This window comes from Paenibacillus medicaginis, from assembly GCF_042138635.1.
Taxonomy (GTDB): Bacteria; Bacillota; Bacilli; order Paenibacillales; family Paenibacillaceae; genus Paenibacillus; species Paenibacillus medicaginis.
This window is the reverse complement of the sequence record NZ_JBHIRY010000020.1, coordinates 98,162-113,403: the sequence shown is the minus strand read 5'-3', so window position 1 is coordinate 113,403 and position 15,242 is coordinate 98,162. Positions and strand designations below refer to the sequence as shown.

The following is a 15,242-nucleotide window of genomic DNA, read 5'->3' as shown; positions in this document are numbered from 1 at the left end:
TAATCCATAATCCATAATCCATAATCCATAATCCATAATCCATAATCCATAATCCATAATCCATAATCCATAATCCATAATCCACGAACATAAGTTCTTTTTTCTATTATACCAAACATATGTTCCTGTTTCAAGCCAAACATCCCACCTGAGCTGCCTCTTTTTCTTATCTCTTATCTCTTATCTCGTTTCTCTTTATTCCTTCCCCTAGGCCCCCCAACCCTCAACACCCCCGCATTCTGATCAAAAGGGATAATCGTGCAAAGCTGTATGGAAAGGCATTAGGCATTAGGCATTAGGCATTAGGCACCGGACACCAGACACCACCCTATAGACACCCATCTCACTCTGGCTACTAGACTCTGAGGGGGGCGAATCCCCTTCTTGCAAGAAAGCTAGCAAAAAGCTCTCTGCTTTGATTCGGCGTCAACCCCAGCAGTAGATATCCGTTTTACCCCGTTATTTCAGCGCCTGTTTGCCGATTTCTTGCTGCGAAAGTTGAGGCATTAACATTAAAACTTGGATTAGGTATTAAATTTAACGATTTACTTTTAATGGTTAATATAAACTTAGTTGACATCATGTTCCAATACTGCTATGGTAACAGTAAGACATTTCGCTTGATTCCGGGCGAGATGTCTTTCGTTCATATACTTCGTTTTAGGAAAGAATGGCTTTGGGAGGTGGTCCATGTTTGCTGCTTTTCCCCATCAGGTAGAGTGCATCACGGTGGATAAAGGAACACATTAATTCAGAAGGTGAACGTCAACAACTCAAGTCACAAGCCTTTTAGACTTATTCCTAACCGGTAGTGCAAACATTTTCATGACGAAAGGAGGAAGCATGGAGCTTTCGACTTTCGAGCTACCAAGAGTAGCCCTTATGCCGATCGCAATTCCTCACACGACTAAAGTCGCTTGTGTCCATGCGCGGTTATGAATATGAGGCGTTATCCATTCAGAAAAAGCACAACGGAGAATATGGTGGAAGCTGTAGTTTGGAACTGCTCAGAACAAGGGTGCAACGGGTGGATGCGGCAGCAATTTACCCTGGAGAAACAGCCGAATTGTCCTCGTTGTGGCTCTTCTATGTCACTGGACAAAAAGCTCGTGCCAACCTTGAATGACCCTTTACCTTAAACCTTTTATTCCGAGTAAAAACACGGAGGTATGTTATGACATGAAAACGTATCCACACGACACAATCGGCCTTCGCAGAGGGGATGCTATCTACTATGAACCATAGTTTAGATGGAACACGAAATCAGTTGGTCAATCAACTGGTTTATCTGGACGAAGGGCTCGTGAATTTTTTAAATGAATATTTCCCAAGCCCCAACCAACAGCGCATCATCGTAGAAAATACTTTAAATAACTATACTTCAATCATTGAAGATATGCTTCGAAATTTTTCGGTTAACAACTTGAATTCATATGCCTTAATCGGGAGTAAAGTCACTGTTCAATACTTGGACGATAACACAACCGAATCCTTTGTCATTGTGTTCCCCTCGAGCACAAATCCTGATAAAAATTTAATCTCGTTCCTCTCTCCCATTGGGCTGCAACTGCTTATGGCACAACAAAACGAAACCTATGAGCTGGAAATCCCATCAGGAACTATACCTGTCCGCGTACAGGATATTCAATACTATAACCATGGAAGCGTGGAATGACCTGTTCAGTCGATATGGGATAGAAATCATAGGCATTGGTATACTACATGATCAAATGGTTACAGGGCTAATCAGAATGGCAGATCAGAACGTGCATTTACAAAGTAAAAATCCACCGCTGCAGGCAGGCGGTGGATTGTTTTCGTTAGATCCAATCATTCGGCGTCCTCATGAATAAAACGAAATACAAGCTTTTCCCCCTCTTCAAGATGGTTACCTGTTTCCTCAGTATATTCCCCGTTTGTACAAGCCTTTAGGGTCTTGCGCCAAAATTTTATCGCACGTTCATTTCGTGCCGTAGGATTGGTCTGCAGCTCCCAATGTCCTGGCATTTTGCCGATCAGTTGTCGCACAGCTTTTTCTCCGACCCCCTCCCCGCGATAATTACGTAGAAGAAAGAACTCATTCAAATAATAATCGATAAAACGAGGACATGGTGTATAAGGTGGAGTTGCCACCAAAGCAAAACCTGCGGGCAGATCATCCACCCTAATTATGTATGGAAACAGAACACCCGGGTGCTCCCACCAGATATCAAATACCCGATTCTGCTCAGCCAAAGTCCGTGTATCATCCTCTTCAAATACGCCGTAACGATTGGTCTTACGCTCCCACACCTCAGATAGATCATGCAGATAAAGCGGGTACATATTATTGATGATAAATTTGTCCTCTATGCTGCACAGTTCTACTGTTACCTTCACAACTAAACACTTCCTTTATTGATTGGTTGATGCGAGTGGGGAATTCTGTTCTTCAATAAAAAGTATACAGACATGTGATTTGAAACTCTTAAGGCTAAAGACACAAGATTCATGGGTAGTCCGTTCTATTGAACAGAATTGCATGCGAGATTCACACTTCTTATTGTCCAATACTTGTCTAGATTTTGTATAGGTCCCTAGTATTATAATAGTGAAATGCGCTGTGTTAAATTGGCGTATTCTGTCATTTGCGATATGTAAGTGGCGTATATAAACGAAGTAGAGGAGGTATAAAATTACAAAGCATGATCAACGGCCTACATGCCCACGGCACGTACCCGTTCATCTGAAACTCCGCAAGATTTCGAGGGTGTAATGTGCCGCTGGGATCAAGCAAATAGCATATGCCTATTCGCTTGAGCATTATATTGGGCAGATGATCCTGCTGTTGCCAAAAATTTCGAGAATATCGGGAGTTTCAGGAATGGAGGAGAATTTTGATTTGAAACGAAAACGCAGTGCAGGCAAAGCTGTGCTATCCTTCTGCCTGGCAGTTTTGCTTTTCTTGCAGACGGTGATCTTCTCTGCTGGCGCATATGCGGAGAGTGTGCCGGACGGTTACGACACGACGTCGGTATCTGAGGCGGTGTACGCTGAGCCGGATGAACCGTCGCCAGCGGACGAGCCGCCGTCGGTGCCAGGGGTGGTGTACGCCCCACCAATGAATTTGGCAGTGATGCCGGCAGATCCGGCGGACAAAACGGAGGTTCTGGTGAAGGCCAATCCGACGTTCAAGCTCACGGTGAAGCAGGGTACCCCTGATCCGGTTGTAATCCCAGAAGGCGGTGAAATTAACGGCCGGGAGGATTTTACCCTTGCGCTGGAGGATATCACCGTGCCAACCAAAGGCGACGATCTGAATGCTCCACCCGAAAGCGTGATTCAGCAGGGAGATTATGCCGTCCTGGACAAGGCGACCTACTTCCCTGATGTGAATTTGACGCCTGCAGGTCCTACAAACATCAATCAGGGCAACCTAAAAATTGCTACCGTTCAGTTTTTTACCGATTCCATCAAAATTACATTTGATGGCGCAGGGGTATATGACGGCAGTAGACGCGACGTCAAAATCGGCTTTTCCGCTACTGCCAAGGCGGCAGATCAGACCCCCGGCGGCAGCAGGGATACGACCATTTTCGGAGATGGTTATAAGTTTAAAAACTCGGATTTGGTGCCGGAGTACAGCATTGACGTCAAATCGGACAGCAATGGAAACGATAACAGCACGATTAACAACGACTCTTTTAAAGAGGGTACCATTACATGGCGAGTGGTAGTGACTGCCACCGACACGGACGATAAGACCCTCCCCATGCCGCTGGATGGGTTGACCTTCTCTAATCCGCTTGCGAATGTCGGGGTATATGTGCCTGGGTCCTTCACTGTGGATGGAAATGCGACGACTCCAGCTTATGCTGCTGATCGCACACTTTCCTACAAGTTCCCAAACGAATCTACTGCACAAAACGTCAAAGGCACAGCGACCATCACCTTTAAAACGTGGATTCCTAAAAATATTTATTATTTTGAGAAGAACGGCAATTTAGGTGATCAGTACGGATGGACTTACGTTAATAACAACGCAACGCTTGTGGATGACACTGCCGTTGTGAAAGCTTCTTCAAACCCCCATCGGGTTGCCATACGCCCCAACTGGATTGTGGTGAGCGGCAAGCCCGGCAAGAGCGGCAACGATACGCTCATCACGTGGACGGTTGTGGTCAACCAGAGAATTAACAATAACAGCGTGCTGTCTAAATCCGGCTTGCAGAATGTTAAGATTACAGACACTCTGCCCGCGGGGACGGAGTTTGTGTCCGCAACCTATAAGAATGGAGACAGCGGCACGGATACACCTATTACCCGCAACGGTGCGGGGGAATACGAGATTGGAACCGCCATCGGCGGGAATTTGAACGGCCCCCTCTATATGACGGTTGTGACAAAGGTGACCGACAGCGGCAAGTCAACCTTCGACTATAGTGCCCGCGCCAACTGGGAATTGGGTGTGAAGGATGGAGAAAGTGCCATCCAGAACAACGATGCGACCGGCTGGCAGGCTCCCAATGCCGTTGTGGACGCTGCACAGGTTAAAATCGGCGCACATGCTTTCACGAAAACCGTTGCAGCAAGAAATAACACGGCCCAAACGCTATATGCAGGCGCCAAGTGGTCGATCAACTTGACGCTGCAGTACGATCTGGATAATCCGATCGTCTACGATCTGCTCGTTCACGGTGATTCTCTCGATGTGTTGGATAATCTGGATGACAACCCTAAGGTAACGCCGGACACTCTGAATGCAATCAAGAGCAACATCGACACCAGACAGCTTTGGCAAAAATACCGCGAGAATACACTGATCGTGAGTAATGGGCTGTCCGGTGAAGTGATTCCCTTGACGGTAAACGGCAAGCCGGTGGCGGATCTTATCAAGGTGACCGGGTTTAAAGGAGATGTAAAGGGGACTGTTTCATTCGAATCCGTCACGACCAACCCGGACAACCTGTTCCATCAAGATAAAGCGGGCAATTGGAGCGATTGGAGCAACCGCGGCTTGCTCTTCGATGATGACAGCTATGTGGGGAGCTATGATGCCACTACCAAGAACAGGGTGCGGATGCTGAACAATGAGATGCTGTACGCGAGTTCGGTCGATGAGAACGGCAAAGCGCTAGGAAACATAGCCGCCGATTGGAACCGAAATTATGGCAACTGGAGCGCCAGCACATGGACTCGGCCAATTGTCGTCAATGATCCGAACTGGTATTTGGACGACTCCCGTGATGATAAATACATTCTGGCAGGCTATGATCGCAAGGATCGAACAGTCACTTTCCGGCTGACGGTGAACATGCCGGGCTTCAATACGGATGTGATGGCCAAGGATGGTGGAGACCGCGTAGCCAGCGACATCAAGCTGGTGGACACGCTGCCTGAAGGCTGGGAATTTGTCGACTATTCTCCGGGCGAAGCCTATCGGCTTTATACTGGTGTTACGGGCTATCATTCAAGTGCTGAATTAGGAGGAGCAAGTGGAGGTAGTTATGGCATATACGCACAAGCAAGTGGGGACAAAATTCAGCCGAACGATCCCAAGCATGTGGTAAGCTTCGACAAGAACGGCAATGTAGGCACCTTCACCTTCTCCAAGTTGGAGAGCCCTTACGTCATTCTGGTGAAGGCGCGCCCGACAAATGCCGCGCTTACGACCTACCACATAGGTAACAATAATGCCGGTGAGAATCAGGCTGAGTTCTCCATGAAATGGGGAGACAAGCCTTATAGCGCCACTGAAAAGCACAGAATTATTGTGCCTATGCAGTCTTTGAGCAAGACGGTGAAAAAACCGGTTTCCGGTGTGCAGGAATGGACGGTGAACTACACGCCTCCGTTCGAGATGAAGCAAGGTGTCTATTTGTTGGATACCCTTGCCAAGGGACTGCGGCTGCGCCAAAATGCAGAGGGCGGTCTATCCCTCGCACCTTCCGACATCGCTGTTTATCCTGGCAAGATAAAGCCGGATGGCACTCTGGAGCGTGCCGGAGGGCCGCTAAATCTTGAGGATCCGAACTCCGAAGTGAAGGTGACCGCAGGCATAGATTCGGCAACTGGGGGATCGACGCTCAGGTTTGATTTTGCCGATCCGAACAAGCTCTATCAGATCGTTTACCAGACCGAATCCCAGGGCATGCAGCCGGGAGCGGCCGGGAACTCCATCAAGCTGATGGGCGACGATGCCCTTCCGCCAATCGGAGCGCAGAGCAGTATTACGTTGGACGCGAACGATGTGGCGGGAAGTGCAAATGAAAACGGCCTGCTCTACCTCAAGAAGGTTGGTCCCGACGGCAAAACACCGCTGAAGGATGTAAAGTTCCAGTTGTTCAATCCTGACGGTACACCAGCCAGGGACAAAGAAGGCAAGGAAATGCCTGAAAAGACGACGGACATAAACGGCAAGACGGATTTCATCATTCAGTTGCCGGGGGATTATTTGCTCAAGCAGACCTATATCGATCCCATCACTTACTTGCCTACGACTACGGTATACCGGGTACGCGTCATCGATGCGCCGGGCAAACCTGTCCTTGTTGACGGACAGAGGGTGGAAGCGAACAATCCGCTGGTCGTGCCTACACCAGCCCAAGGCAAGCTGACCATCACCAATAAGGTGGAAGGCAGCGGCAGCGATCCAGACAAAGATTTCGAGTATACCGTGACCTTCAACAGCGAGGGTAAGGATGGAGAGTACACCTATCAGAAGTCAGATAATACGTCTGGCAAGATCAAGAGCGGTGACAAGGTTATCCTCAAGCACGGGCAAACTGCGACGTTGCCGATATTGCCTGCGGGTCTGGTTTATACTGTAACGGAGGGCGATTATACGACCGTTGACGGTTACACAACTAAACCGGCGACGAGAGAACTGTCCGGCACAATTACAGATAAAGGCGATCACAAAGCGGACTTCATCAATGAACGGATCGTCAGCAAGCTGACCATCAACAATACGGTTATGGGCAACGGCGGCGACGAGACGAAGGATTTCGAATACACCGTCAGCTTTGCGGATGCAGGCAAGGATGGAAGTTACTCTTACGAGAAGTCGGACGGCAGCAAGGGCACCATCAAGTCCGGCGGTACCTTCAATCTCAAGGATGGAGAGACACTGGATATTTTGGATCTGCCTAAGAATCTGAAATACACGGTTACCCAGACAGACTACACAACCGATGGATACGTGACTACTCCTCAGGAGCGGTACGATACCGGAGTTATGGAAGGCAATGATAAAGTTGCCCCATTCACGAACATACGAGCCTTAGAGGGCAACCTGTTAATCAGCAACACGGTTAAAGGCAAGGACGAAGACAAAAAGAAACTGTTCAAGTACACAGTCGCCTTCACAGGTGAGAGAGCAGACGAATCCTACGCCTATGAGAAGTCGGACGGTAGCCAAGGCATGATCAAGAACGGAGAGTCCTTCGAGCTTACAGACGGTCAGACGTTCATTGTGCAAGGGCTTCCGACGTATCTTCAGTATACTGTGACCCAGGACGATTATACGCAGGACGGCTACGTGACGGACCCTGAAAGTCTCGTTCGCACAGGTGCCATTCCGGAGAAAAAAGCAGCGGAAGCACACTTTGTCAATACCCGCCCTTATCTGGAAGGCGTGCTGCGTGACAACAACACAGGAGAAGTTATTCCGAACGCGTCCATTACGGTGACCAATCTGAAGACAGGCGAGAAGCAAACGATTCAGACGAATGAGCAAGGTGAGTATTCGGTCATTGCCGAGGCTGATACCGACTATACGGTTACATTTACGAAGTGGTATCAGGTAGGCGGTAAGGATGTGCCTGTTGAGTTCACGCAAAAAGCAAATGTAGACAGCAGTGTGATTGACGAGACCGTTCCGGCTGACATTACGGCGGTAGGGATCGTGCTTCTGAAGCAGCCTGAAGGGCAGGCTTCGCTGCTGGGCAACGAGCTCGCCGGCAAGATGCGTATTTATTTGCGGGATGCAAACGGTAAATATGTTGTAGATGAAAACGGCGATCCGAAAGCATTCAGCTTGCAACCGAATGGCGCATTCTCGGCGGAAGGCTTAGCTGCGGAAACCTACAAGATGGAAGTGCGTTACGAAGTTGCGCCAGGCAAAGAATTGACGGTAGCTAAAGCGGATCTGGACGTGAAGGCGAACGGGGAATTGAATATTTCCCAGGAGCTCGTTGACCCGTACGGCATTGTTTACGATGCAAACAAGGGAATCACCACAGGGCAAATCGAGGGAGCTACGGTAACGTTGTATTATGCGGATACGGAGAGAAACAGATTGAAAGGAATCGAACCAGGCACGAAAGTAACCTTGCCGACGGTTCCAGGCTTCCCGCCGCACGACAACGAGAGCCCGGAGCAGGATAGCGACGCAGTTGGCTTCTATGCGTACATGGTATTCCCGGAAACAGATTACTATCTGGTTGTAACGAAGCCCGGGTATGAGACGTATACGAGTGAAACGATCTCTGTCGGTTTCGACATCGTAAAATACAATGTACCGATGACGCCGGTAAGTTCCGGCGGTGGTGGTGGCGGAACTGTACCTGAGCCTGAACCAGGAACCCCCGAGCCAACACCTGGCCAGCCCGCACCCGGTCAACCTGAACCTGGTAACCCCGGTCCTGGCCCCGTAAACCCGGGGCCAACCCAACCTAATAATCCTGGGTCCGGCGGTGGAGGCGGAACTGACAACGGCAATGACGGATCTGACAAGGACGACGACGGAGACGATAATAGCAACAACGAGGCCGACAACGATAACGCCGGACCTGTCGACGTCAACAGCGGAACTGACAACTTCGACAACGGGCCAGGCAACATTGACAACGGAGCTGACGACATCGACAACGAACCCGGCGACATCAACAACGGAGCTGACAACATCGACATTGAAACCGGCGACGATAACAACGGAATTGGCAGCGTCGACAGTGGAACCAGCGATGTTGACAATGAAGTTGGCAATGTCGATCACGGAGCCGACAACGGCAACTACGGAGTCGATAATATCAACAATGGAGTTAACGATAACAACAACGAACTGGACAATGTTCCGGATACAGGGGATAGAAGCCCATCACCAATTTTTTATATGGCTCTTGCGCTGATGTCTTTGATCACGATCGGGTTCTGTCTGCTCACTAGCAAGAAGAAAAAAAACATTCAGTAACAGGAGAGGCGGTAAGAGAATGAGCAAAATCAAAAAAGTTCTTATCGCCGTCTCCTTGCTTCTGTTGGTATTTTCTCTCGTCGAAATTGCGAGAACTCTCCTGTGGGATTATGCTGAGCAACAGAAAATCGAAGGGTTGACCCAAGTTTGGGAGGAAGACTCGGACAAAGGAGGAGGGGATACCCCCTCCTCCCCTTTGATCACGAAGACACGTGAGCCGGTCATGCTTCCCGAATTTCGAGAGCTTTACGCGCGAAACCCGGACATCGTCGGTTGGCTGAAGATTGACGGCACTCGAATTGAGTACCCGATCATGCAGAATCCACAGGATGAGCAGTACTATCTCGATCATGATTTCGATAAAAAGAAAAACAAAGGCGGTCTCCCCTTTTTGGACGCACACAGCCGGATCAACAGTTCGGACATTTTGCTGATTCATGGACATCACATGAAAAGCGGCTGGATGTTTAAAGATTTGATGAAATACAAGCAAGAAAGCTTTTATAAGGAGCATACTACGTTCCAATTCAGTACGCTTTACGAAAAGGAAGAGTATGAGATTGTTGCCGTTATTCTGTCACAGGTTTATCGTAAATCGGACGATGTTTTTAAATACTACCAGATTGATAAGGTCAGTACGCCCGCCGAGTTCGATTCGTATGTGCAGAACCTCAAAAAACTCGCTCTTTACGACACGGGTGTGACAGCCCGGTATGGCGACAAGCTTGTTATACTGTCTACGTGTGAGTACTCGACCGAAAATGGCCGGTTAGCGGTGGTCGCTCGTAAGCGTAAATGACGATGTTGGCACACAGAGTCAAGCTGCTTCATATCACGTTCTCCCTTGGAGGACGTGATTTTTTTATCCGTTTTATCTGTAATTCTTCACTAGCACTCCGTTGTTGTTTTGCCGATCCGGCCCCTTCAACCGCTGACTCGGAGCTTCGTCGGATCGCAGTTCGGGCTCTGTATTTCACCCAGTTCGGCCAACTTGGACAGATACCCCCTTGCCTTCACGAAGAGACTGTAAAATTCGCTGGTATTCCTCCAATTCATTGACCATGTGACTAACAAAGGAAGGTGTCAGGAGTAGATCAATTTTACCTGCAAGCTGCCGCTCCAGTAAGCTCAGCTTGAATTCGCGCAGCTCATGCGCAGCATGACTGGCATCATACGTCAGTTGTGTGATGAATATGTTGGCATTGGGTCGCCAAGAATCTGCAGCCAAAACCGGTGTTCATACAAGGCATCACTCATCCACCTCGCCTCCTCCTGCAGCCTTTTTTCTCCAGAAATTATATATGCTGCTGACAGCGGAGTAGACCGGAGAAGGCATGGAGTTGACAGCGAATTATAAATCCTGGGACAGCCGAATCATATCTCTGCATTGTATCCCGTTCTCATATATCTCCTCTTCATAATGACGAACGAAAAAATCCAGATCAACCCCAACAATTCGGAAGCCGCACTTTTGATAAAGAGCTAATTGTCCTATGCCTGAGTTTCCCGTGCCAATTTCAATAGTTTTGTATCCCCTTGCCTTAGCTGTTTGAATGGCATGTAAGACTAACATTTTACCCAATCCTTGTCCCTGACTCCGTTCCGCTACCGCAATATTCACCAATTCAACGGTTTCCGGCCTTGTAGGGAGAAGTACATAGATTCCTAAAATCTCATGATCCTCTTCGGCTATGAAACTCTCTCCTCTGTTGACGTATTCCTCAACAAGCTTTCGGGATGGGTCTGCTAATAATAAGAGTTCCATTGGGTAATTTTCGTTTGTATGCAGTTTTCTAATATTCATTTTTTTCTCCTTGAGGGTTGTTGGACTAAAAGTCTTATTCACCATTGGTGGCTTTGGTTATGTGAAGTATGATTGAAATTGATCATGTGAGTGACACAATTTACAGACACTTCGTCATGATCTTCGAAACAATCTGCTGTTGATTATTCCAATCATAATCGGAGTTTTCGATAATAAAGGTTTGAAAAGGAAGTTGTTTGATCATTTGTAATTCCAGCTCTCGTCGATATTCAAGGAATTTAATATATCCCTCGTACCCGTGGAGTCCCTTGCTCTTCCCATAGTTTTGCTCGGTATGGTACCAAATGACGAAATCCAGCCATTCTTGAGATCTCAAGCTTCTAACTCGCTCAATCGTCTTACGAACATCGGTGGGCTTCAAATAAAACAAAATCGGATTTAACTCCTGAATTTGCTCTGCAATCCGTAATACATGCTGAGTAAAACGATCGTTTCCAGCGTCATGCCGGGCGAGTAATGCACACCCTGGATTTTGTAAAAAACAGCATTCGAATATCGTCATAGTTTCTTTTTCTCGCTGGTCTTTAACAAAAGACTTCCAACGCTTGATCATCAACTCGCAATACTTTTCTACGGGCACTCCATCGTAAATATCATAACACCGGATTTCTTCATACAAACTGGATGGTATTCCATTCTGAGCTGATTGCTGCGCAAGCGCATATGCGATTATAGAGTCGTTTCCGTCCAAAGTTACAAATGAATCAATATAATGAAACACATCGGAATAAATGGATCTGAGCCTTTCAAGCACTTGGTTCGGCATACATGCAACAGATTCATAATCGGCGGGATGTAATAAATCCCCTTCCAAAAATAGTTCCGATTCTATTTTACGCATATTCACGATGTCATGTATGTATCTGGATAATGTGGATTTTCCGGAGCCAGGTATGCCTTCAACAATAACCAATTTTGTTTTCGTAGGTAATGTGTTCGCCATATTGTCACATCCTTTTACGTCGGTAGTTTTACTACTTCTTTACTCGAATCATCTGCCGCTCTTTCCATTCAAACTCATTGCCCAGTGTAAATGTGGTTAGTTCAATCACGAGATCGAGTTCCTTTTTAGGCATGTCGTTGAATCTCTCCAGTCCATCAGCCCAGCATGAATAGAGTTCAAATTCCTCGCCTGTCTCCATATTACGGGCAAGATAATCGATGAGCTCTATTAGACACTTTTTACTTGTCTGATATAAAACAGGATGTGAGCTTTTAAGCTCATCATTCATTTCGAAAGAGCCGCTATCCGGATTCACTTGATACACCAGCTTATTTTTGAACATACGTGAGGAATCTTGTCCGGTGAGAGGCCCGGTTATATATAACCCGGCCGCATCCTCCTTTGTCTCATAAATCTCTATAAATTTATCCCCGTGCGGATATTTTTCAAGTAATGTTTTCATGGGGAAACGATCCTTCTCGGCAGGATTCACATGAGTTACGTAATCCATAAGTGTCATAACCGTTCCATTCTTTCCGAATGAGCCCGTTGGAAGCTCGCGATTTGCGGCTATATAGTAGAAAAGTGTCACTACGAAGCTCTCATCTCCTGTTCCAATTCACAAAATATCCTTCACCATGAGCAAATGAATATCGATGAGCTCATAGCCTAATGATTTATACAAGTTAATCGCAGCTGCTGATCGGTTGATGATCATGGAACGCCGTAAAAGTGTCCCATTCCGAGCCATGCTGAAACCACGCTAATCTTGCTTTGCTCCAGGACTCGCCGTCAAAGCCATCCTTCTCTGCCTGCAAGTAAAGACCCTTCTCTGCCTCGGATTCCATGGCCCACCTTTTCAATTCAATTCCGTAGCTATTAGAAAGTTCCGGCAACGGCTGAGTTAAGTCACGCTTCATAATCAAATAATTCAATTCATGATAGAAACCCTTCGATAATAAGAAGTCAATATACTGAAAATCGTTATGAGAACATGTATGACCGATTTGGATACGTTTTTGGGGATACGATTGTTTGATCTCCATAGCCCTGTCCGTAATCCTGTCAAAGAGATCGAATTCCAAGTGATCGCAGCCCTGAATAGAATCCGTATCGAATAAAAATCGATGGATGTATGCCGAATCTTTTCCTTCCCGATCCAGATATTCACATGAATCCGTTGGCTCCAGATGGCCGGATGCAACGACTCTGCCGTCTAACTCTGCGCAAAAAATATTATCTGGTTTGAAGTCTCCATTGTATTGATAGGCAAGGTTAAAAAGAAAGTTAAACTCCGCGACGTCCTTTGCATCTTTTGGCTCATAATTACGAATGTTTGCTCCCATGACCGACTCCTTCATATTTATGTTACTTCCAAAATAACAGGCAGAGAACTCGTGTTGTGGGATCGTGAGCGAATACAACAGATTTACTTGATCCGGGCAATGACACGCGCAATGGAAGAGTCCGCTCTGATGTGAAGAGGTAAAGCGATCACTTCAAATTCACCGATATTGAGAAGCTTTTCTATATTCGTTAGATTCTCCGCAATGAAGATCTTATGATTGAACAGACACTTATGTACTTCAAACGGGTATTTATCCGGTGATGGCATGTCCAATCCGACCATTTTCACCTGCTTTCTCGCCAGCAATTCAGCGAATTCCAAAGTTATCACTGGATGATCCGTAAAATATTGCGGCTGCCCAAATAACCTGCTGTATCCGGTGTAGATTAGAACAATTTGATCCTTCTTAATAATTTCCTCGTATTCTTCCCTATAGTGGATTTCCTTTTCTCCAGATGCATCAATGACAGCGCCCTCTCCAATAAACCTCTCAAGGGAAAACTCATTCAGATATTCTTTGACGTCCAATAAATGCATCGGCCCATCGATGTGTGTACCAGCATGCATGTTAATACTTAGCTGATGATTATTAAAATAGTCTGTTTGTAAAACCTTGGAGTGTAACAATACAGTTGCTGTATCCCCTGGATATGGCGGCATGCCATCCTCAATCAGATGAGTAAGGTCAATAATCATCGGTATACCTCACATTAATAATATTTCGGCAAGCTAATAATTCATTCCCTGAATTTCTGAAGTTTCGGTTGGGTATCAAATCCCCCCCATACTTCTCCGAGCGGAGCAAGAAATTGTATAACTCAGGAATTCTATATTTGCACTGTTGGTTGAACTATTTAATTAGTTAGGGCTCCTGCTTTATCCTACAATACTTTCAATAACCGGATAAGAAATCATATTTCGATCCCGATAAGTTTGATTGATGATATCCGGTTTTGTACTTAAAATTCCATTTTGCAAAATGACGGATTTAAAACCTCTTTCAATAGCCCCGTTATAAGTGAATAACACACAGTGCTCCGCAGCAAAACCGGCTATAATCACCAAACTAATGCCGTTATTCACTAAAATCTGTTCCAAATCTGTTTTCCAAAAGGCATTGGAATACTCTTTCGTAATACGGATGTCCTTCTGATCCACCGTAATTTCAGGAATAACCTCCAATAGTTCAGAGCTTGTTTCATCGCTTCCTTCAATGTCCTGTATATGGACTACAAGATGATGATTTTTACGCAGCAATTCAGCGACATAGTTAATATACTCACATGCCTCTTGGACATTGGGCACTTCCAATTGATTTTTCAGAAATGTGTTTTGCATGTCGACAATTAGAAATCCAATTTTCATTATTAGGTCACCTCGTATCTAATTCTCTGAAACCTGTTGTCGTGCATGATTTCCTCAGCAAGCTCCTCTGGCCGCTTAAGATCTGTGTTCAGCAGAAACAGCTCGTTGGCTGGGGAAGACAAAAGCTTATTCCGCAGGAAGAGCGAACGATCAATATACTGCTCATCTCCTCGTTGACGAAGTCGGGCAGCTAAGGTGTCCGGTTCCGCGTACAATACAGCATAGTGTACCGTCACGTCGAGATCCGACAGCTGACCGCAGAACCATTCAAGTTCTTCTTCAACAACGAAATCAATGACAACATTGAACCCGTGCCGGAGGAAATTTCGAGTTACCGCAGTGATATTAAGCCAGGCCAGCCGCAGCCGTTCCTCCCAAGGCGGTTCGGTCTCCCCTCGGTAGACATGCAACAAGAGATCACCTTCGATCAGCGTACATTGCTTCATTGAATTGGCGAGTTCCTTGGAAACAGTCGACTTCCCTACACCAAGTGGACCTGAGATGAGATAGACGACTGCTGATTCTTTACGATCCGACAGACAAATCGCCTCCTTCGGAGAATGATATATGATCTTCCTTTTAAGCTCCC

Annotated in this window: 11 protein-coding genes and 2 pseudogenes; 4 read left to right on the top strand and 9 right to left on the bottom strand. The window is 46.6% G+C overall.

Features of this window, described 5'->3' with window-relative positions:
* Positions 1 to 935: 935 nt before the first annotated feature.
* Together ACE5LO_RS18860 and ACE5LO_RS18855 are read left to right on the top strand one after the other, a co-directional pair.
* Positions 936 to 1,139: a cold-inducible protein YdjO-related protein gene (locus tag ACE5LO_RS18860; RefSeq protein ID WP_375521545.1), complete on the top strand. Its 204-nt coding sequence runs from the start codon at positions 936 to 938 to the stop codon at positions 1,137 to 1,139.
* Between the two features lie 95 nt (positions 1,140 to 1,234).
* Positions 1,235 to 1,675, top strand: coding sequence for a GreA/GreB family elongation factor (locus tag ACE5LO_RS18855; RefSeq protein ID WP_375521544.1), 441 nt, complete (start codon positions 1,235 to 1,237; stop codon positions 1,673 to 1,675).
* Between the two features lie 155 nt (positions 1,676 to 1,830).
* Here ACE5LO_RS18855 and ACE5LO_RS18850 read toward each other — a convergent pair whose 3' ends face one another.
* Positions 1,831 to 2,379, bottom strand: coding sequence for a GNAT family N-acetyltransferase (locus ACE5LO_RS18850; RefSeq protein WP_375521543.1), 549 nt, complete (start codon positions 2,377 to 2,379; stop codon positions 1,831 to 1,833).
* A 484-nt stretch (positions 2,380 to 2,863) separates the two neighbouring features.
* On the opposite strand from ACE5LO_RS18850, the gene ACE5LO_RS18845 reads away from it, so the two are divergent.
* Together ACE5LO_RS18845 and srtB are read left to right on the top strand one after the other, a co-directional pair.
* Positions 2,864 to 9,172 carry a DUF7601 domain-containing protein gene (locus ACE5LO_RS18845; protein WP_375521542.1) on the top strand — a complete coding sequence of 2,103 codons (6,309 nt, stop codon included), beginning with the start codon at positions 2,864 to 2,866 and terminating at the stop codon, positions 9,170 to 9,172.
* Positions 9,173 to 9,191: 19 nt separating this feature from the next.
* Positions 9,192 to 9,971, top strand: a complete 780-nt coding sequence (gene srtB, locus ACE5LO_RS18840; RefSeq protein WP_375521541.1) for a class B sortase — start codon at positions 9,192 to 9,194, stop codon at positions 9,969 to 9,971.
* A gap of 201 nt (positions 9,972 to 10,172) precedes the next feature.
* Here srtB and ACE5LO_RS18835 read toward each other — a convergent pair.
* The 8 genes and pseudogenes from ACE5LO_RS18835 to ACE5LO_RS18800 form a co-directional block, all read right to left on the bottom strand.
* Positions 10,173 to 10,429, bottom strand: a pseudogene (locus ACE5LO_RS18835) (DUF2935 domain-containing protein); the annotation flags it as partial.
* A gap of 202 nt (positions 10,430 to 10,631) precedes the next feature.
* Positions 10,632 to 10,937 (bottom strand): annotated as a pseudogene (locus ACE5LO_RS18830) (GNAT family N-acetyltransferase); the annotation flags it as partial.
* Between the two features lie 139 nt (positions 10,938 to 11,076).
* On the bottom strand, positions 11,077 to 11,940 hold the full coding sequence (locus tag ACE5LO_RS18825) for a P-loop NTPase family protein (RefSeq protein ID WP_375521540.1): 864 nt from the start codon (positions 11,938 to 11,940) through the stop codon (positions 11,077 to 11,079).
* A gap of 31 nt (positions 11,941 to 11,971) precedes the next feature.
* Positions 11,972 to 12,403, bottom strand: coding sequence for a hypothetical protein (locus ACE5LO_RS18820; protein WP_375521539.1), 432 nt, complete (start codon positions 12,401 to 12,403; stop codon positions 11,972 to 11,974).
* Between the two features lie 223 nt (positions 12,404 to 12,626).
* Entirely contained in the window at positions 12,627 to 13,301 is a 675-nt protein-coding gene (locus ACE5LO_RS18815; protein WP_375521538.1) for a hypothetical protein, read from the bottom strand.
* 68 nt (positions 13,302 to 13,369) lie between these two features.
* Complete coding sequence (locus tag ACE5LO_RS18810; RefSeq protein WP_375521537.1) at positions 13,370 to 13,984, bottom strand: cyclase family protein; 615 nt, start codon at positions 13,982 to 13,984, stop codon at positions 13,370 to 13,372.
* A gap of 180 nt (positions 13,985 to 14,164) precedes the next feature.
* Positions 14,165 to 14,653 (bottom strand): cysteine hydrolase family protein, encoded by a 489-nt coding sequence (locus ACE5LO_RS18805; protein ID WP_375521536.1) that lies wholly within the window; start codon positions 14,651 to 14,653, stop codon positions 14,165 to 14,167.
* Between the two features lie 2 nt (positions 14,654 to 14,655).
* Complete coding sequence (locus ACE5LO_RS18800) at positions 14,656 to 15,156, bottom strand: P-loop nucleotide/nucleoside kinase family protein (protein WP_375521551.1); 501 nt, start codon at positions 15,154 to 15,156, stop codon at positions 14,656 to 14,658.
* Positions 15,157 to 15,242 lie beyond the last annotated feature (86 nt).